The following is a 14,191-nucleotide window of genomic DNA, read 5'->3' on the forward strand; positions in this document are numbered from 1 at the left end:
CGAAAAAAATTGACTTGTCATGTCTTGTATATATCTAGTTTTCAAAGAACTTCTTTGCTATCAAAAGCAAGAATATTATAACACTATTTTTTTTATTCAAAGCTTTTTTTAAAAAAAATAAAAAAATAAATTACTTGATCAAGGTAATTTATTTTGATTATATATGTTTAATTTAAAAGTATTAGAGAAATGATTAAATTAACCCTTTGTTTTTAAGAGTTTTTAATGTTTTTGCACTTACTCTTAATGTCATTTTTTGACCGTCTATTGTAACTCTAACTTTTTGTAAGTTAACATTAAATTTTCTTTTTGTAGCATTTAATGCGTGTGAACGTTTGTTACCTGATTGAGGTCCTCTACCTGTTAAAACGTCTCTTCTTGACATAATTTCTTCCTTTCTATAAGTAATAAATGTTTATAAACTTTTATTTAGTCTTTATAAAAAGAGTAAAAATAAAATTCTTTGATATTATAGCAAAAAACTTTATTTTATTGTTTTTTTATAAAAATCATTTTGCTTAATTAGATATGTTTAATTTTTCAATGAAATTATCTTCAAGTGTGAAGTTTACATTTTGATCAATTCAATATCTTCTGTTTTCAGCATTTTCTCCCATAAGAACCGAAACTCTTCTTTCAGCAATAAGAGCATCTTCAATTGTTACTTGAACTAATGTTCTTGTTTTAGGATCCATAGTTGTTTCTCACAATTGATCAGCATTCATTTCTCCAAGACCTTTATATCTTTGGAGTTCATATGATTCTTTTATATTTTCCAGCATATCACTTAAATCATCTTCATCTCATGCATAAAGAATTTTTTTACTGCTCTTAAGAGTCACTTTATATAATGGAGGAAGTGCAAGGAAAATTTTTCCTTGTTCAATCATCTGTTTCATAAATCTATAAAAGAATGTTAATAATAGAAGTTGAATGTGAGCACCATCAGTGTCAGCATCAGTCATAATGATTATTTTTCCATATTGGGATTTTTCAATATCAAAATCTCTACCGTATCCTGCTCCAATTGCATTAATAATTGTGTTGATTTCTTCATTTTCAAGAACTTCAGCCATTTTTTTCTTTTCAGAGTTAATGACTTTTCCACGTAATGGTAAGATAGCTTGAAATCTTCTATCTCTTCCACTTTTTGCCGAACCACCAGCTGAGTCCCCTTCGACTAGAAATAACTCATTTTGTTCATTATTTTTACCAGTCGCAGGTTTTAATTTGTCACTTAAAATTAATTTTTCTTTACTTGTTTGTTTTGATTTTCTACTTTCATCTTTTAATGATTTTTGTTTTTGCCTTAAATCATATGAAGATTCAATTTTATCTATGATTAATTTAGCTTGCTCTTTGTGTTCACTTAATCAAGAATCTAAATATTTAAAGACAATTTCTTCAACAACAGGTTTAGCGTCTGGAGTCCCTAATTTATCTTTAGTTTGACCTACGAATTCAAGAATACTTTCAGGAATTTTTAAAGAGAGAACACAACTAAGTCCTTCTTTAATGTCTGCTCATTCATAAATTCTTTGACCTTTGACTACATTTTCTTTTGACACAAAGTTATTAACTGATTTAACAAATGCAGTTTTTAGTCCAAGCACATGTGAACCACCATCACTTGTTTTAACATTGTTAACAAAACTCAGAATTGTATCTTCATATTGAGTTGTTCATTGAAAAGCAAAATCAACAGAGATGCCTCTTTTTTCATCTTGAAATGAAATAGGTTTTGAAACTAAATCTTTTGAATCATTTAAAAAGTTTAAGAATGATTCAAGACCTTTAGTGTATTCATAAATTTCTGTTTTATCATTATTTTGATCTCTTAAGATTATTTTTAAATTAGAAATTAAGAAAGCTCTTTCTTTAAGTCTTTCTGAAATTTTGTCAAAACTTAACTTAGCTCTTTTAAAAAGTGGATAATCAGGTCAGAAAGTCACTATTGTTCCTGTATTTTTAGATACACCTACCTCGTGAGTTCTTTGAAGGATTTTTTCTTGTTGAAATTCAGTTAAATAGATCTTTTTATCTCTTGAAACTTCCACAACAACTTTTGTTGATAAAGCATTAACAACACTAGCTCCAACACCGTGAAGACCTCCTGATGTTTTATACGCACTATCATCAAATTTTCCACCTGTATGCAATTCAGTGAAAGCAGCTTCTACAGCTGTTTTTGTTGAACCTTTAATTTTATCAACCGGAATACCACGTCCATTGTCTTGAACTGAAACACCACCATCATTTCTTAATGTAACAATTATTTCAGTTGCATAACCAGCTAGTGCCTCGTCGATTGAGTTATCTACAATTTCTCAAACTAAGTGATGTAAACCATGTACATCAGTTCCACCAATGTACATACCAGGTCTTTTTCTAACAGCTTCAAGCCCTTTTAATTGTTGAATATTACTTGCATTATATGTATTGTTTTGACTCATAGTTTTAATATTATAAAAGATTAAATAAAAAACACACGAATTAATCGTATGTAACTCCTTCTAAATTTTTAGCTCAATTTATAAAATGTTGGTAAGTTTTTACAGTGTCAATTCTTTGGTTTTCTTTGTAAATTTTAAATCTTTCACCATAGCTAAATAATTGTGAGTAAATTTCAATATCATCTTGAGATGGTTTTAGACCTAATTGTTCTAATTTTTCTGGATAATATTTTGAAATTAATCCATAAAACTTCATTGAAACAACCTCTGGTGAGAAGTTATCTAATTTAATAGCACCTGTGATTAATAATTTAACAGCAACTTCTTGATCTTCAAATTTAGGAAGCAAAATACCTGGTGTATCTAAAAATAAATATTCACCGTTGACAACTCACTTATTTTCTCTAGTTACACCTGGATAGTTAGCAACTTTTAAAGTTTTTTTGTCTGAAACTAAATTAATAAGTGTACTTTTCCCACAGTTTGGAACACCAACAACAAATGATTTCATTCTGGTTATCAACATCCCTTTTTCTCTGTTTTTATTAATTCTTTCTTGTGAAAGTTTTTTAATTTTTTTTAAAATAACTTGTTTTGAAGATGATTTTCTAAGATCTAATCATAATAACGTTTCGTTTGCAAATCTTTTTTCGATTTTTGCTTTTTTGGATTGATCCATTAAATCTGATTTAGTAATAATGAACAATCTCTTTTTTTGTGGTGCAATTTTGTCAAAGTCTTCATTATATGAACTAATTGGACATCTTGCATCTAAAACTACTATAAAAATATCAGCTAATGAAGCTTTTTCTTTTAATTCTTTAAAAGCTTTAGCCATATGACCAGGGAATCATTGAATTAAATTCTCATATTTTTGTTCTTTGTGTTCTAATTCCATATTTATCCTATTTATTTAATTTTTCTAGTTCTAATCTAAGTTTATTAACTTCTTCAGCAAGAATTTTATTTTCTTTGTAAAGTTCTTTATATTGGGCTTTATATAATTCTGTTCTTTCGGTTGATTCATTTATTTCATTAACAATTTCATTAATTTGTCTAATCAATTCATTTAAATGACTTTCAACTTCCGTTTTATTGTACCCTTCTAAAGATAAATGAAAGTTATAGTTTTTAATTTGTTCAATTAAATTATCGAATTTATTCATAATTACCCATTTCTAACTTTGTTCAACACAATTGCTGCAGCAGTTGCTACATTTAAACTTTCAAATGAAATTGGAATGTAAACTTTTTCATCAGATAACGAAGCAGTTTGATTATCAATCCCATTACCTTCGTTTCCTAAAATAATGACAATTTTTTCTTCTCTTGAAAAATCAATTTCATTTAACTTCTTAGCATTTGTGTCTAACATAGTTGCATATAAAATATAGTTTTGTTTTTTAAGTTCCTCTAAAATATCAATATTATTTGTCTTGATTAAATTCAAATCAAAAAGTGCACCTTGTGAAGAACGAATAACTTTTGGATTAAAGTAATCAAAGTTTTGGACAATAACAGTATCAAAATCAAAGGCTCTCGCTAATCTAAAAATTGTCCCTACATTTCCAGGTTCTTGCAAATTATTTAAAAATAAAACTCTGTTACTAATTGATTTTGAGACATCAGGAAATTTGCAAATACCTATAATACCTTGTGGTGTAGATGTGTCTGATAAATAATTTAAGATTTCCTCTGTGACTAAAATCGAATCAGCAAATTTATTTTTATCAACTACTTCAATTGTTTCTAGTAAAATACCCTTTTCTTTCGCTTCATTGACTAAGTGATAACCTTCAACTAAAAACTTTGATTCTTTACTTCTATATTTTTTATCTAAAAGTTTATAAGCATCCTTGATAAACTGATTTTGCTTACTGGTTATTATTTTCATCATATTGTTCTAAGTAATGTTTTCCTTTTTCAACTTCAAATTTTGATAAATCTTTAAAATCAAGTTGTCTCATAACTTCAAATCCTAAAATAGCAACACAGTTAGCAAGATTAATTGAACGCATAGCTGAAACCATCGGTATTCTAATGCAATCTTCTAAATTATCTTTTAAGATTCTTTTATCAATACCTGTAGATTCTCTACCAAACATTAATCATACTTCACCAGTTTGTTGGTGAACTTCATTATATTTAACATTTGTATATGTCTCTAAACCATATCTAGTTACATAAAAGATTTTTTTATCTTTGTACTTATTGTGAAAATCTTCATATGAGTTATGAATTTCGTGTTGAATGTCACTGAGCATTCTTCCTGCACCTGCTCTTTTAAGATATTTAGGATGAAGATAAAAACTTGTTGGTTTGATGATGTGTAATTTTGCACCCAGTGCATAACAAGTTCTGATTATATTCCCTGTATTTGGGGCGATTTCTGGTTGATATAAAACTATATTTAACATAATACTATTATACATAGTATTATGATGCTCATTAATAACTCCTTAATTATTGAGTTAATTTTACTTTTGCAATAGTGTATAAGTCAAATAAGTAAAAAATAAAAGTAGGATATACCTACTTTTTTAAATTATTTAAAGTGAAAATTTAAATATTAATCTTCATCTTTATCTTGAATGTTTCTACGTTTAATAATTTCATCAGCAATTGATTTTGGAGTTTTTTCGTAGTGATCAAATTGCATTTGGTATGTTCCACGTCCACTTGTCATAGATCTAAGTTCTGTTGAGTAACCGAACATTTCTGAAAGAGGAACCATTGCTCTAACAATAACAGCTCCATCATTTCTTTGTTCTTGGTCGTTAACAAGTCCTCTACGTCTTGATAAGTCACCGATAACATCTCCGATGTGATCTGATGGAACAACTACTGAAACGTCCATAATTGGTTCTAATAATACTGTACCAATTTTATCTTTTGCTTTTGTAAGTGCTTTAGAAGCAGCGATTTTGTAAGCCATCTCTGATGAGTCAACGTCGTGGTATGATCCATCGAATAATGTAGCTTTAACGTCGATCATTGGGTAACCAGCTAAAATACCAGCTGCCATTTTTTCTTCAAGACCTTTTTGAATTGATTTAATGTATTCTTTTGGAATTTTTCCACCAACAATTTTGTCCACGAATTCAAATCCACCATCTGGGTTTGGTTCGAATTTGATTCATACGTGTCCATATTGTCCTTTTCCTCCTGATTGTTTGATGTGTTTTCCTTCAACTTCAGCAGGAATTGTAATTGTTTCACGGTATGAAACTTGAGGTGCTCCAACTTTAGCTTTAACACCAAATTCACGTTTTAAACGATCAACAATAATGTCTAAGTGTAATTCACCCATTCCGGCAATAATTGTTTGACCTGTTTCTTCATCAGTATATGTTCTAAATGTAGGGTCCTCAGCAGCTAATTTTTGTAATCCTAATGATAATTTTTCTGTAGCAGCTTTTGATTCTGGTTCTAAAGCTTGTGAGATAACTGGTTCTGGGAATACCATTTTTTCAAGAACGATTTTTGGTGATTTTTCTCCAACTAATGTATCTCCTGTTGTTGTGTATTTAAGACCAACAGCAGCAGCAATATCTCCAGCTCTACATTCGTCAATTTCTACACGTGAGTTAGCGTGCATTTGTAAAATACGTCCAATACGTTCTTTTTGTTCTTTAGTTGTGTTGTATACGTAGCTTCCTTTTTCAAGAACTCCACGGTATACACGGAAGAATGTTAATGAACCTACGTATGGGTCTGTCATAACTTTGAAAGCTAATGAAGAAAAGTCTCCATCGTCTGTTGCATTAACAAATATTTCTTTATCCCCATCGAAAGCAGGGATTGGTGGTACATCAAGTGGTGATGGTAAATAATCAACAACAGCGTCAATCATTCTCTTAACACCTTTGTTTTTGAATGATGTTCCACATACTACTGGGAAGAATTCTGATGTTAAAGTAGCTTTTCTAATTGCAGCTTTAAATTCTTCAACACTTAAATCTCCACCTTCAAGAACTAACATCATTAATTCTTCGTCAAAGTTAGCAACCGCTTCTAATAATTCTTGACGTTTTTCAGCAACGATGTCTTTTAAGTGAGCAGGAATTTCTGTTGGAAATTCTTCTTCTTGTGGTTCTCCGTTGTATTTAATCGCTTCTAATGTAACAAGGTCAATAATACCTTCGAAATCTGATTCAGCACCGATAGGTCATTGGATAGCAACTGCATTTCCACCTAAACGTTGTTTAACTGAAGCGACTGAAGCTGCGAAGTCAGCACCAGCTTTATCCATTTTGTTAACGTAAACAATACGAGGAACTTTGTAGTTTGTAGCTTGTCTTCAAACTGTTTCTGTTTGAGGTTCAACTCCTGATTGAGCATCAAGAACTGCTACAGCACCATCTAATACACGTAATGAACGTTCAACCTCAACTGTGAAGTCAACGTGTCCTGGTGTATCGATAATGTTAATTCTTTTTCCTTTTCAGAAAGCTGTTGTAGCAGCTGATGTAATTGTAATTCCACGTTCTTGTTCTTGTGCCATTCAGTCCATTTGTGAAGCACCATCGTGTGTTTCACCAATTTTGTGAATTTTACCTGTGTGGAATAAAATTCTTTCTGTAGTTGTTGTTTTTCCAGCATCAATGTGGGCCATAATACCGATATTACGGTAATCTTTTAATTCATATTCTCTAGCCATAAATAAACCTTAGACTATCATCTGAAGTGTGCAAATGCACGGTTAGCTTCAGCCATTTTGTGTGTATCTTCACGTTTTTTGATAGCTCCACCTGTTTTGTTTGATGCATCAATGATTTCGTTAGCTAAACGAACATCCATTGTTTTTTCATTTCTTAATCTTGAGTATTGAACAAGTCATCTTAATGCTAATGTTTGTTTTCTACGAGGAGAAACTTCTGTAGGAACTTGGTAGTTTGTTCCACCGATTCTTCTTGTTCTGATTTCTAATTGAGGTGTAATGTTTTCAACTGCTTCTAAGAAAACTTCCATTGGTTCTCTTTGAGTTTTTTCTTTAATAATGTTAAATGCTGAATATAAAATGTCTTGAGCGATAGATTTTTTACCATCTAACATAATTTGGTTAATTAACTTTGTAACAATAACAGAGTTAAAAACTGGATCTGCAAGTACTTCACGTATTGGGGCACTTTTTTTTCTTGACATATGTCCTCCTTATATTAATAATTATTGTGTGTATAAATTAATTTAAATTATTATTCTGATTTAGGTTTTTTAGCACCGTATAAACTACGTCCTTGGTTACGTTTCGCTACCCCAGCAGCATCTTGTGTTCCACGAACGATGTGGTATCTAACCCCAGGTAAGTCTTTAACACGTCCTCCACGGATTAAAACAACTGAGTGTTCTTGAAGGTTGTGTCCTTCTCCTGGAATGTAAGCTGTAACTTCCATTCCGTTTGATAATTTAACACGAGCATATTTACGTAATGCAGAGTTAGGTTTTTTAGGTGTCATTGTAGCAACACGAGTACATACACCACGTTTAAATGGTGAAGCCATTTTTTTAGCTTTTTTAATTAATGAGTTGTAGCTAACGCTTAAAGCAGGAGCGTTTTGTTTTTTAATTTTTGAGCTACGACCATGTGTAACTAATTGATTAGTTGTTGGCATTTTATGCTTCCTTTCATTTGTGATTTGATAAATTTTAAGATTAATATTGTTAAGCTATTTATTTTGATAATAATTTAGCAAAGCAATTATATAACAACTTACCCGTGTGTATCAATATTTTTTATTTTTTTTATTTAGTTTTATTAATCCTTGAAAAAATACTTTTAAGACTTACACATAAATGTTTTGGTAGTTATATTGAAAGTTATTTTTGAGAATATCCAACCTTAACAGATTTTAAAAATCGCACAAAATTAAACAAAAATGTGAAATTAATCGCAGATAAACTTGCTCAAAGTATATAAATTTAAAAATGTTATAATTACATTACTTTTCTAGAAGAAAAGTTAATTAATTTAAATGTACATTAAAAATTAAATAAAGGAGACTAAATGTCAGCAATTAAAAAAATTCACGCACGTGAAATTCTAGACTCACGTGGTAACCCAACTGTTGAAGTTGAAGTATTCACAGAATTTGGTGGATACGGTATTGCTAAAGTTCCTTCAGGTGCATCTACAGGATCACGTGAAGCTCTTGAATTAAGGGACAAAGGTTCTGAATATGAAGGTAACTGATTTGGTGGAAAAGGAGTTATGTTAGCAGTTGATCATGTTAACAACGATATTGCTCCTTACATCGAAGGTATGGAAGTTACATTACAACGTGAAATTGATAGAAAAATGATTGAATTAGATGGTACAGAAAACAAATCTAAATTCGGTGCTAATGCTATCTTAGGAGTTTCATTAGCTGTTGCTAGAGCTGCTGCTAATGAATTACAAATTCCACTTTACAAATACTTAGGTGGATTTAACGCTCACGAATTACCAGTTCCTATGTTAAACGTTATCAATGGTGGAGAACACGCTTCAAACACAATTGACTTCCAAGAATTTATGATTATGCCAGTTGGAGCTAAAACATTCCGTGAAGCTTTACAAATGGCTAACTTTGTTTTCCATAACTTAGCTAAATTACTTAAAAAACACGGACACGGTGTTCAAGTTGGTGATGAAGGTGGATTTGCTCCAAACTTCAAATCACACGAAGAAGCTTTAGACTTCTTAGTTGAAGCTATTAAAGCAGCTGGATATGTTCCTGCTAAATCAGGTGAAAATGCTGTTGCTATTGCAATGGACTGTGCATCAAGTGAATTATATGAAGATGGTGTATACACATTCAAAAAATTAAAAGCAGCTGTTGAAAAACAATTACCTGGATTCGAACACTTAACAGATACTAAATTCACATATACATCAGATGAAATGTTAGATTACTTAAAACACTTAGTTGACAAGTACCCAATCATTTCAATCGAAGATGGGTTTGCTGAAGGTGACTGAGAAGGATTCAAAAAATTCACAGCAGAATTAGGAAACAAATTACAAATTGTTGGAGATGACTTAACAGTTACAAACACAGCAATTTTAAAACGTGCTATTGAAGAAAAATCAATGAACTCAATCTTAATTAAAATTAACCAAATCGGTTCATTAACAGAAACTTTTGAAGCTATTCAAATGGCTCAAAAAGCAAATATGACAGCTGTTGTATCACACCGTTCAGGCGAAACAGAAGATACAACAATCGCTGATATTGCTGTCGCTATGAACACAGGACAAATTAAGACAGGTTCATTATCAAGAACAGATAGAATTGCAAAATACAATAGATTATTAGCAATTGAAGAAGAATTAGGTTCAGTATCTTCATTCAAAGGTAGAGAAGCATTCTATAACATTGAAAAATAATAATTTAATTTAACAAAAAATAGAGAGACTTTAAAATCTCTCTATTTTTTGTTACTTCTATCTAAAAAAGATAACTTTCTTTCCTGATTCTTAAAAATTCTAACTAAATTATCTCTGTGCATTATAACTATTAGTAGCACTGCTGCTATAAAGAAGATTCCACTAGTTAATTGATAATTATAAAGTGATGCGGTTGTACTATAGTCAGCAAGTCATTTCATATTAGTTGCTCAAGAAAGATCTGAACTTAAAAATCAGTGACCAAACATAATTACAGGCATCATTAAAAGAGCTGACACAATACTTGCTAATGAAACATATTTTTTTCAGAATAATACTGCAAAGAATATAACTGCAGCAATTGGTAAAAGTGAAATGTTGATTGAAATTAATAAACCAATTGATGTAGCAACTCCTTTTCCACCCTTGAATTGGAAGAAAATAGGAAAACAATGCCCAACAACAACTCCTAAACCACATAAAATTGGAAATACATATAAGCTCATATTTAAACTATTTTTATTGATAGCCTTACACAATCCATATGCAATTGAAACCATTAAAATTGTTTTAAAAATATCTATTAGTAAAATGTATAGTCCTGCTTTTTTCCCTAGTACTCTAGAGGAATTAGTTGCTCCTGCGTTTTTTGAATGAAGCTCTCTAACATCTTTTTTAACAATTTTTCCTCATATAATTGAAGTGTTTAAGGATCCTGCAATGTATCCAAAAATGAATAATAAAATATTAAACAAAATTGAATTGCTAAGTTGAATCGCTGTCATTGTCCCTCCTAATTAATTGAATATGCTTCGTTAGCTAATTTATATTAAATTATAATTAATTTAATATATTATAATTAATATTATGAATAAAAAATTTAAAGTAGAAATCGTACAATTACCAGAAAAAGTACTTAGAAAAAAATCACAAGATGTGCCTCTTCCATTAACAGATGAGGATATTGAATTAGCTGAGAAAATGATTTATCACATTGATGATTCGCAAAAAGATGGTTCTGAATTTAGAGCCGGAGTTGGTGTAGCAGCAGTTCAATATGGTGTTCTTAAAAATGTCTTTTATGTTTTTATACAAGATGAATTAGGTAACACAATTTATAAAGATGTTTTATTTAACCCTGTTATTATTGCTAAAAGCGATAAGAAAATTGCACTTTCTGAAGGTGAGGGTTGCTTAAGTGTTTCTGAAGATTGACCAGACCAAGAAGGATATGTTTATAGATCTGAAAAAATAACAGTCAGAGCTTACAGTTATTTTGCTAGAGAATTCCAAAACTTAACAGTTGATGGATATTTAGCAATAGTATTTCAACACGAATTAGACCACTTAAACGGAATGTTATTTATCGATAGAATTGCTAAGAAAAACCCTTGAAAGAAACTACCTAAAGCTAAATTCTTGTAATTTAACTAACTAAAAAAATATAGAAAGGAGAATATGCTTACATTTTTTGAAACTCAAACATCATCAAGTAGTGAGTCATCGAACGCAATGGATAAGTTATATGACTTCTTCGCGAATTTGATGTCGTCTAAAATTTCAGACCCAACTATTTGAATGCCTATTTTAATTGTTACACTTGTTTTATTTTCATTTGTCACAGGTTGATTCTTAAGATGAAAATGAACTATTTTCAAAACAGTTTCAATAGTTATCACAATTATTGTTTCTGTTATTTTATCAGTAGCTTTTAAAGCTGCATTTGAGAAAAAAGCACAAGAAGATCAAAAATTTGAATCTGCATATGAAATTCTTACATTTGCAATAACATTCATTTCTTTAGGAGTTTACTGAGGCGTTAGAGGATTTTTATGATTAATAATCGGAATCATTCATTTAGCAACAATAAAGAAAAGAAAAGAGAAAAATAAGAAAAGATCTAAATTCTCTAGAGCAGGTTTCGGTGGGTTATGAGGAATTACAAACGTAATTCTTACTTTACCCGGTTCATTATTACTTGCTAACGTAATTTCAACAATGGCACCCAGCTCAAATAAAGCAAATAAAGCTACAGAACTTGGTGTGAAAATTATGACTGGTGGTCAAGGTTCATCTGTAACAAACTTGGCTTCAGGAATTTTTTCAATGGTTCAATTATTTGTTGACTCAGAATTACATGATTTAGCAATTAAATTTATAAAGGATCCAAATTCATTATCTAAAGATGATATTGAAAAATTACTTAAAAACTCAAATACTATTGCAGCTATGTTAGAAAATGAAAAATTTGTTGATATAGTTGCTAAAAACATTCCTACATTGTTAGATGAAAAATCTAAAAATGAAATCGAAAACAATAAAGAACTTGAAGCTTACATCACAAAATATGAAGCTCAATTTATTGCAGCAAATCCTGGCTCAACAGTGAACTCAAGCGAACAAAATAAAGCAGACTTTACAAAATTTGTTGTTGATAAAATCAATGAAGAATTACAACAAAATTCAATTACATTAATTCCAGAAGAAGTCAAAAATGTCTTCGGAATGCTAGGGTTAGCAGCAGCTAAATCAGATAGTTCGCAAGAGCAAAACTTATCAAAAATTGTTGATGCGATTTTAAAAATTAACCCAACAATCTCTGAAAAAACAAACACAGCAGATTTAGCTTTAGGAATTTTAGGAAACCTTAAAAATTCTGTTTTAAGAGATCTTAATAAACAAGAAACAACTGAAACCTCAGGTAACACAAATAACCAACCAAATACAGAAAATCCACAACCAGGTGCAAATATGTCAACTGGAGCAAGTGAGTAATTATGAATAATCAAGAACAACAAAATCAAAATCCAGTTTCAGTTCAAAACTCATCTAGTTCAACTGGTGTTTATGCAAATCAAACACAAGTTCAAAATGTTGGCACAAACGAAGTTACTAATGTAAATCCAAAAAGCATAGTTCCTGAAAATATTCTTAAATTATTTAAAAGAGAGAAAAAACTAGCATTACTTTCTTTCTCGATATGATTTTCCATTTTCTGTCTTTGTATAGTTGCTGCAATTATTAATTATTTTGTTAATACATTTAAATCGCAACCACCTCATACACAAGGTATTGCTTGATACATTGGAATAAGCATTGTGTTCTTAATTTCATTAAGTTTATGAATTAAAGCTTTAACAAGACGTAAGTCATGAATTAAAACTGAAGAAATAACTAAAAACAGTTACATTAATGGAACACAAATGAATGGTGTTCTTATTGCTGAAGCATACAGAGCAATTACGCTCAAAATGCTTCGTTTAAGTTGAATTTATGCTTTCTTCTTAACATATACTGGATTGTTCATTGCTGTAGTTTGCTTACTTTACTTTACATCTCCTTGAGAAGTAAACACAGGTAAAGAAGGTTCATGAATTTACATTAACTCAAAAGTTGAATGAACCGACATTTTAGATAATGCTTTTGGAAGCACTAAAAATATGCTCATTATTTTAGGAACTACAATAGCAGCTAGTGCGATTGTATTTACCGTTCTTAGAATTTACGATAGAAAAAGACAAGCTGAAATTAAATTAGCAATCTTAAACAACCCTGAAGAAGTTGTTGCTAAAACAAATACAGATAGAAGATTAGAGAATAAAGCTTGAATTAAAGCTTACATTATTGTTTTCATTTTAGTTGTATTATTACCTTTAACAATATTCTTATACTTAATTTGAAAAGGTGTAATTAAAAGAGGTAAAAAATAATGAAACTTCTTGTAATAATTGAAGATAAATTTAACGACATAGAATTAAACACAACTTTATCTGTTTTAGTCGCTTCAGGTAAACTAGAATCAATTACTTATTATTCTCCAAACTTAAAAGAAGCTTCAGGACAATTTAATATTGTTAAAATAACAAACATTGTTAATTCAGTTAATTTAAACGAATTCGATTTAATGTTCGTACCCGGTGGTAGAGGCTGCCAAACACTTAGGCAAAATCAGCAGTCATTAGAATTAATTAACAAATTCTTTAATGAACTTAACAAACCTCTTGCAGCTATCTGTGATGCACCAAACGTTTTAGCTGAATTTAATATAATCAAAGACCAAAAATACGTTTCATTCTTTTCTGAATGAAGTAAACCATTCTGAAAAGATGGAAAAATCATTAACTCTAACAATTGAAAACAATCTCCATTCACTAATATAGACAGAAACCTTATTACAGCATCAAATGCAACTGCTTCATTAGATTTTGGGTTCGCTATATTAGAATACTTTTACGGTGAAGATTTCTCTGATACTGTACGTTCAAATATGGTTTTTGGAAAGCTTACACAAATATAATCAAAATTACCTACACAAATATTTGTGTAGGTTTTTTAGTAAAAAACAACCAATTTTGGTTGTTGATTCAATTAT

The 14,191-nt window shown here is 30.1% G+C and carries 15 protein-coding genes; 5 read left to right on the forward strand and 10 right to left on the reverse strand.

Annotated features, from left to right (window positions below):
• Positions 1–193 precede the first annotated feature (193 nt).
• The 9 genes from rpmB to rpsL form a co-directional block, all read right to left on the reverse strand.
• Positions 194–385 (reverse strand): 50S ribosomal protein L28, encoded by a 192-nt coding sequence (rpmB, locus tag VBM86_RS02605; RefSeq protein WP_323188685.1) that lies wholly within the window; start codon positions 383–385, stop codon positions 194–196.
• Positions 386–518: 133 nt separating this feature from the next.
• Positions 519–2,453, reverse strand: a complete 1,935-nt coding sequence (locus tag VBM86_RS02610; RefSeq protein ID WP_323189762.1) for a DNA gyrase/topoisomerase IV subunit B — start codon at positions 2,451–2,453, stop codon at positions 519–521.
• A 40-nt stretch (positions 2,454–2,493) separates the two neighbouring features.
• Positions 2,494–3,351, reverse strand: coding sequence for a ribosome biogenesis GTPase YlqF (ylqF, locus tag VBM86_RS02615; protein ID WP_323189763.1), 858 nt, complete (start codon positions 3,349–3,351; stop codon positions 2,494–2,496).
• 7 nt (positions 3,352–3,358) lie between these two features.
• The gene (locus VBM86_RS02620) at positions 3,359–3,619 is read right to left on the reverse strand and encodes a hypothetical protein (RefSeq protein WP_323176776.1); all 261 of its coding nucleotides are present in this window, start codon (positions 3,617–3,619) and stop codon (positions 3,359–3,361) included.
• 2 nt (positions 3,620–3,621) lie between these two features.
• A complete protein-coding gene (locus tag VBM86_RS02625) occupies positions 3,622–4,347 on the reverse strand; it encodes a TrmH family RNA methyltransferase (RefSeq protein ID WP_323189764.1) in 726 nt (241 codons plus the stop codon).
• Entirely contained in the window at positions 4,328–4,870 is a 543-nt protein-coding gene (locus VBM86_RS02630) for a tRNA (cytidine(34)-2'-O)-methyltransferase (RefSeq protein ID WP_323189765.1), read from the reverse strand. Before VBM86_RS02630 ends, VBM86_RS02625 begins: the two co-directional genes overlap by 20 nt.
• Positions 4,871–5,022: 152 nt before the next feature.
• On the reverse strand, positions 5,023–7,113 hold the full coding sequence (gene fusA / locus VBM86_RS02635) for an elongation factor G (protein WP_257089179.1): 2,091 nt from the start codon (positions 7,111–7,113) through the stop codon (positions 5,023–5,025).
• A gap of 14 nt (positions 7,114–7,127) precedes the next feature.
• A complete protein-coding gene (rpsG, locus tag VBM86_RS02640) occupies positions 7,128–7,598 on the reverse strand; it encodes a 30S ribosomal protein S7 (RefSeq protein ID WP_257089177.1) in 471 nt (156 codons plus the stop codon).
• Positions 7,599–7,648: 50 nt separating this feature from the next.
• A complete protein-coding gene (gene rpsL / locus VBM86_RS02645; protein WP_323188689.1) occupies positions 7,649–8,065 on the reverse strand; it encodes a 30S ribosomal protein S12 in 417 nt (138 codons plus the stop codon).
• 392 nt (positions 8,066–8,457) lie between these two features.
• On the opposite strand from rpsL, the gene eno reads away from it, so the two are divergent.
• Positions 8,458–9,819 (forward strand): phosphopyruvate hydratase, encoded by a 1,362-nt coding sequence (gene eno, locus VBM86_RS02650; RefSeq protein ID WP_323189766.1) that lies wholly within the window; start codon positions 8,458–8,460, stop codon positions 9,817–9,819.
• Between the two features lie 41 nt (positions 9,820–9,860).
• Here eno and plsY read toward each other — a convergent pair whose 3' ends face one another.
• Positions 9,861–10,604 (reverse strand): glycerol-3-phosphate 1-O-acyltransferase PlsY, encoded by a 744-nt coding sequence (plsY, locus tag VBM86_RS02655; RefSeq protein ID WP_323189767.1) that lies wholly within the window; start codon positions 10,602–10,604, stop codon positions 9,861–9,863.
• A gap of 82 nt (positions 10,605–10,686) precedes the next feature.
• On the opposite strand from plsY, the gene def reads away from it, so the two are divergent.
• Genes def through VBM86_RS02675 form a run of 4 tightly spaced genes read left to right on the forward strand, consistent with a single transcriptional unit; the run spans position 10,687 to position 14,116 of the window.
• Positions 10,687–11,244 carry a peptide deformylase gene (gene def / locus VBM86_RS02660; protein ID WP_323176770.1) on the forward strand — a complete coding sequence of 186 codons (558 nt, stop codon included), beginning with the start codon at positions 10,687–10,689 and terminating at the stop codon, positions 11,242–11,244.
• A gap of 33 nt (positions 11,245–11,277) precedes the next feature.
• Positions 11,278–12,594, forward strand: a complete 1,317-nt coding sequence (locus tag VBM86_RS02665) for a hypothetical protein (protein ID WP_323189768.1) — start codon at positions 11,278–11,280, stop codon at positions 12,592–12,594.
• Between the two features lie 2 nt (positions 12,595–12,596).
• Positions 12,597–13,529, forward strand: coding sequence for an MSC_0882 family membrane protein (locus VBM86_RS02670; RefSeq protein WP_323189769.1), 933 nt, complete (start codon positions 12,597–12,599; stop codon positions 13,527–13,529).
• Positions 13,529–14,116 carry a DJ-1/PfpI family protein gene (locus VBM86_RS02675; protein WP_323189770.1) on the forward strand — a complete coding sequence of 196 codons (588 nt, stop codon included), beginning with the start codon at positions 13,529–13,531 and terminating at the stop codon, positions 14,114–14,116. Before VBM86_RS02670 ends, VBM86_RS02675 begins: the two co-directional genes overlap by 1 nt.
• The last annotated feature ends 75 nt before the right edge of the window (positions 14,117–14,191 follow it).

This window comes from Mycoplasma sp. 21DD0573, from assembly GCF_034863425.1.
Classification (GTDB): Bacteria; Bacillota_I; Bacilli_A; order Mycoplasmatales; family Metamycoplasmataceae; genus Mycoplasmopsis.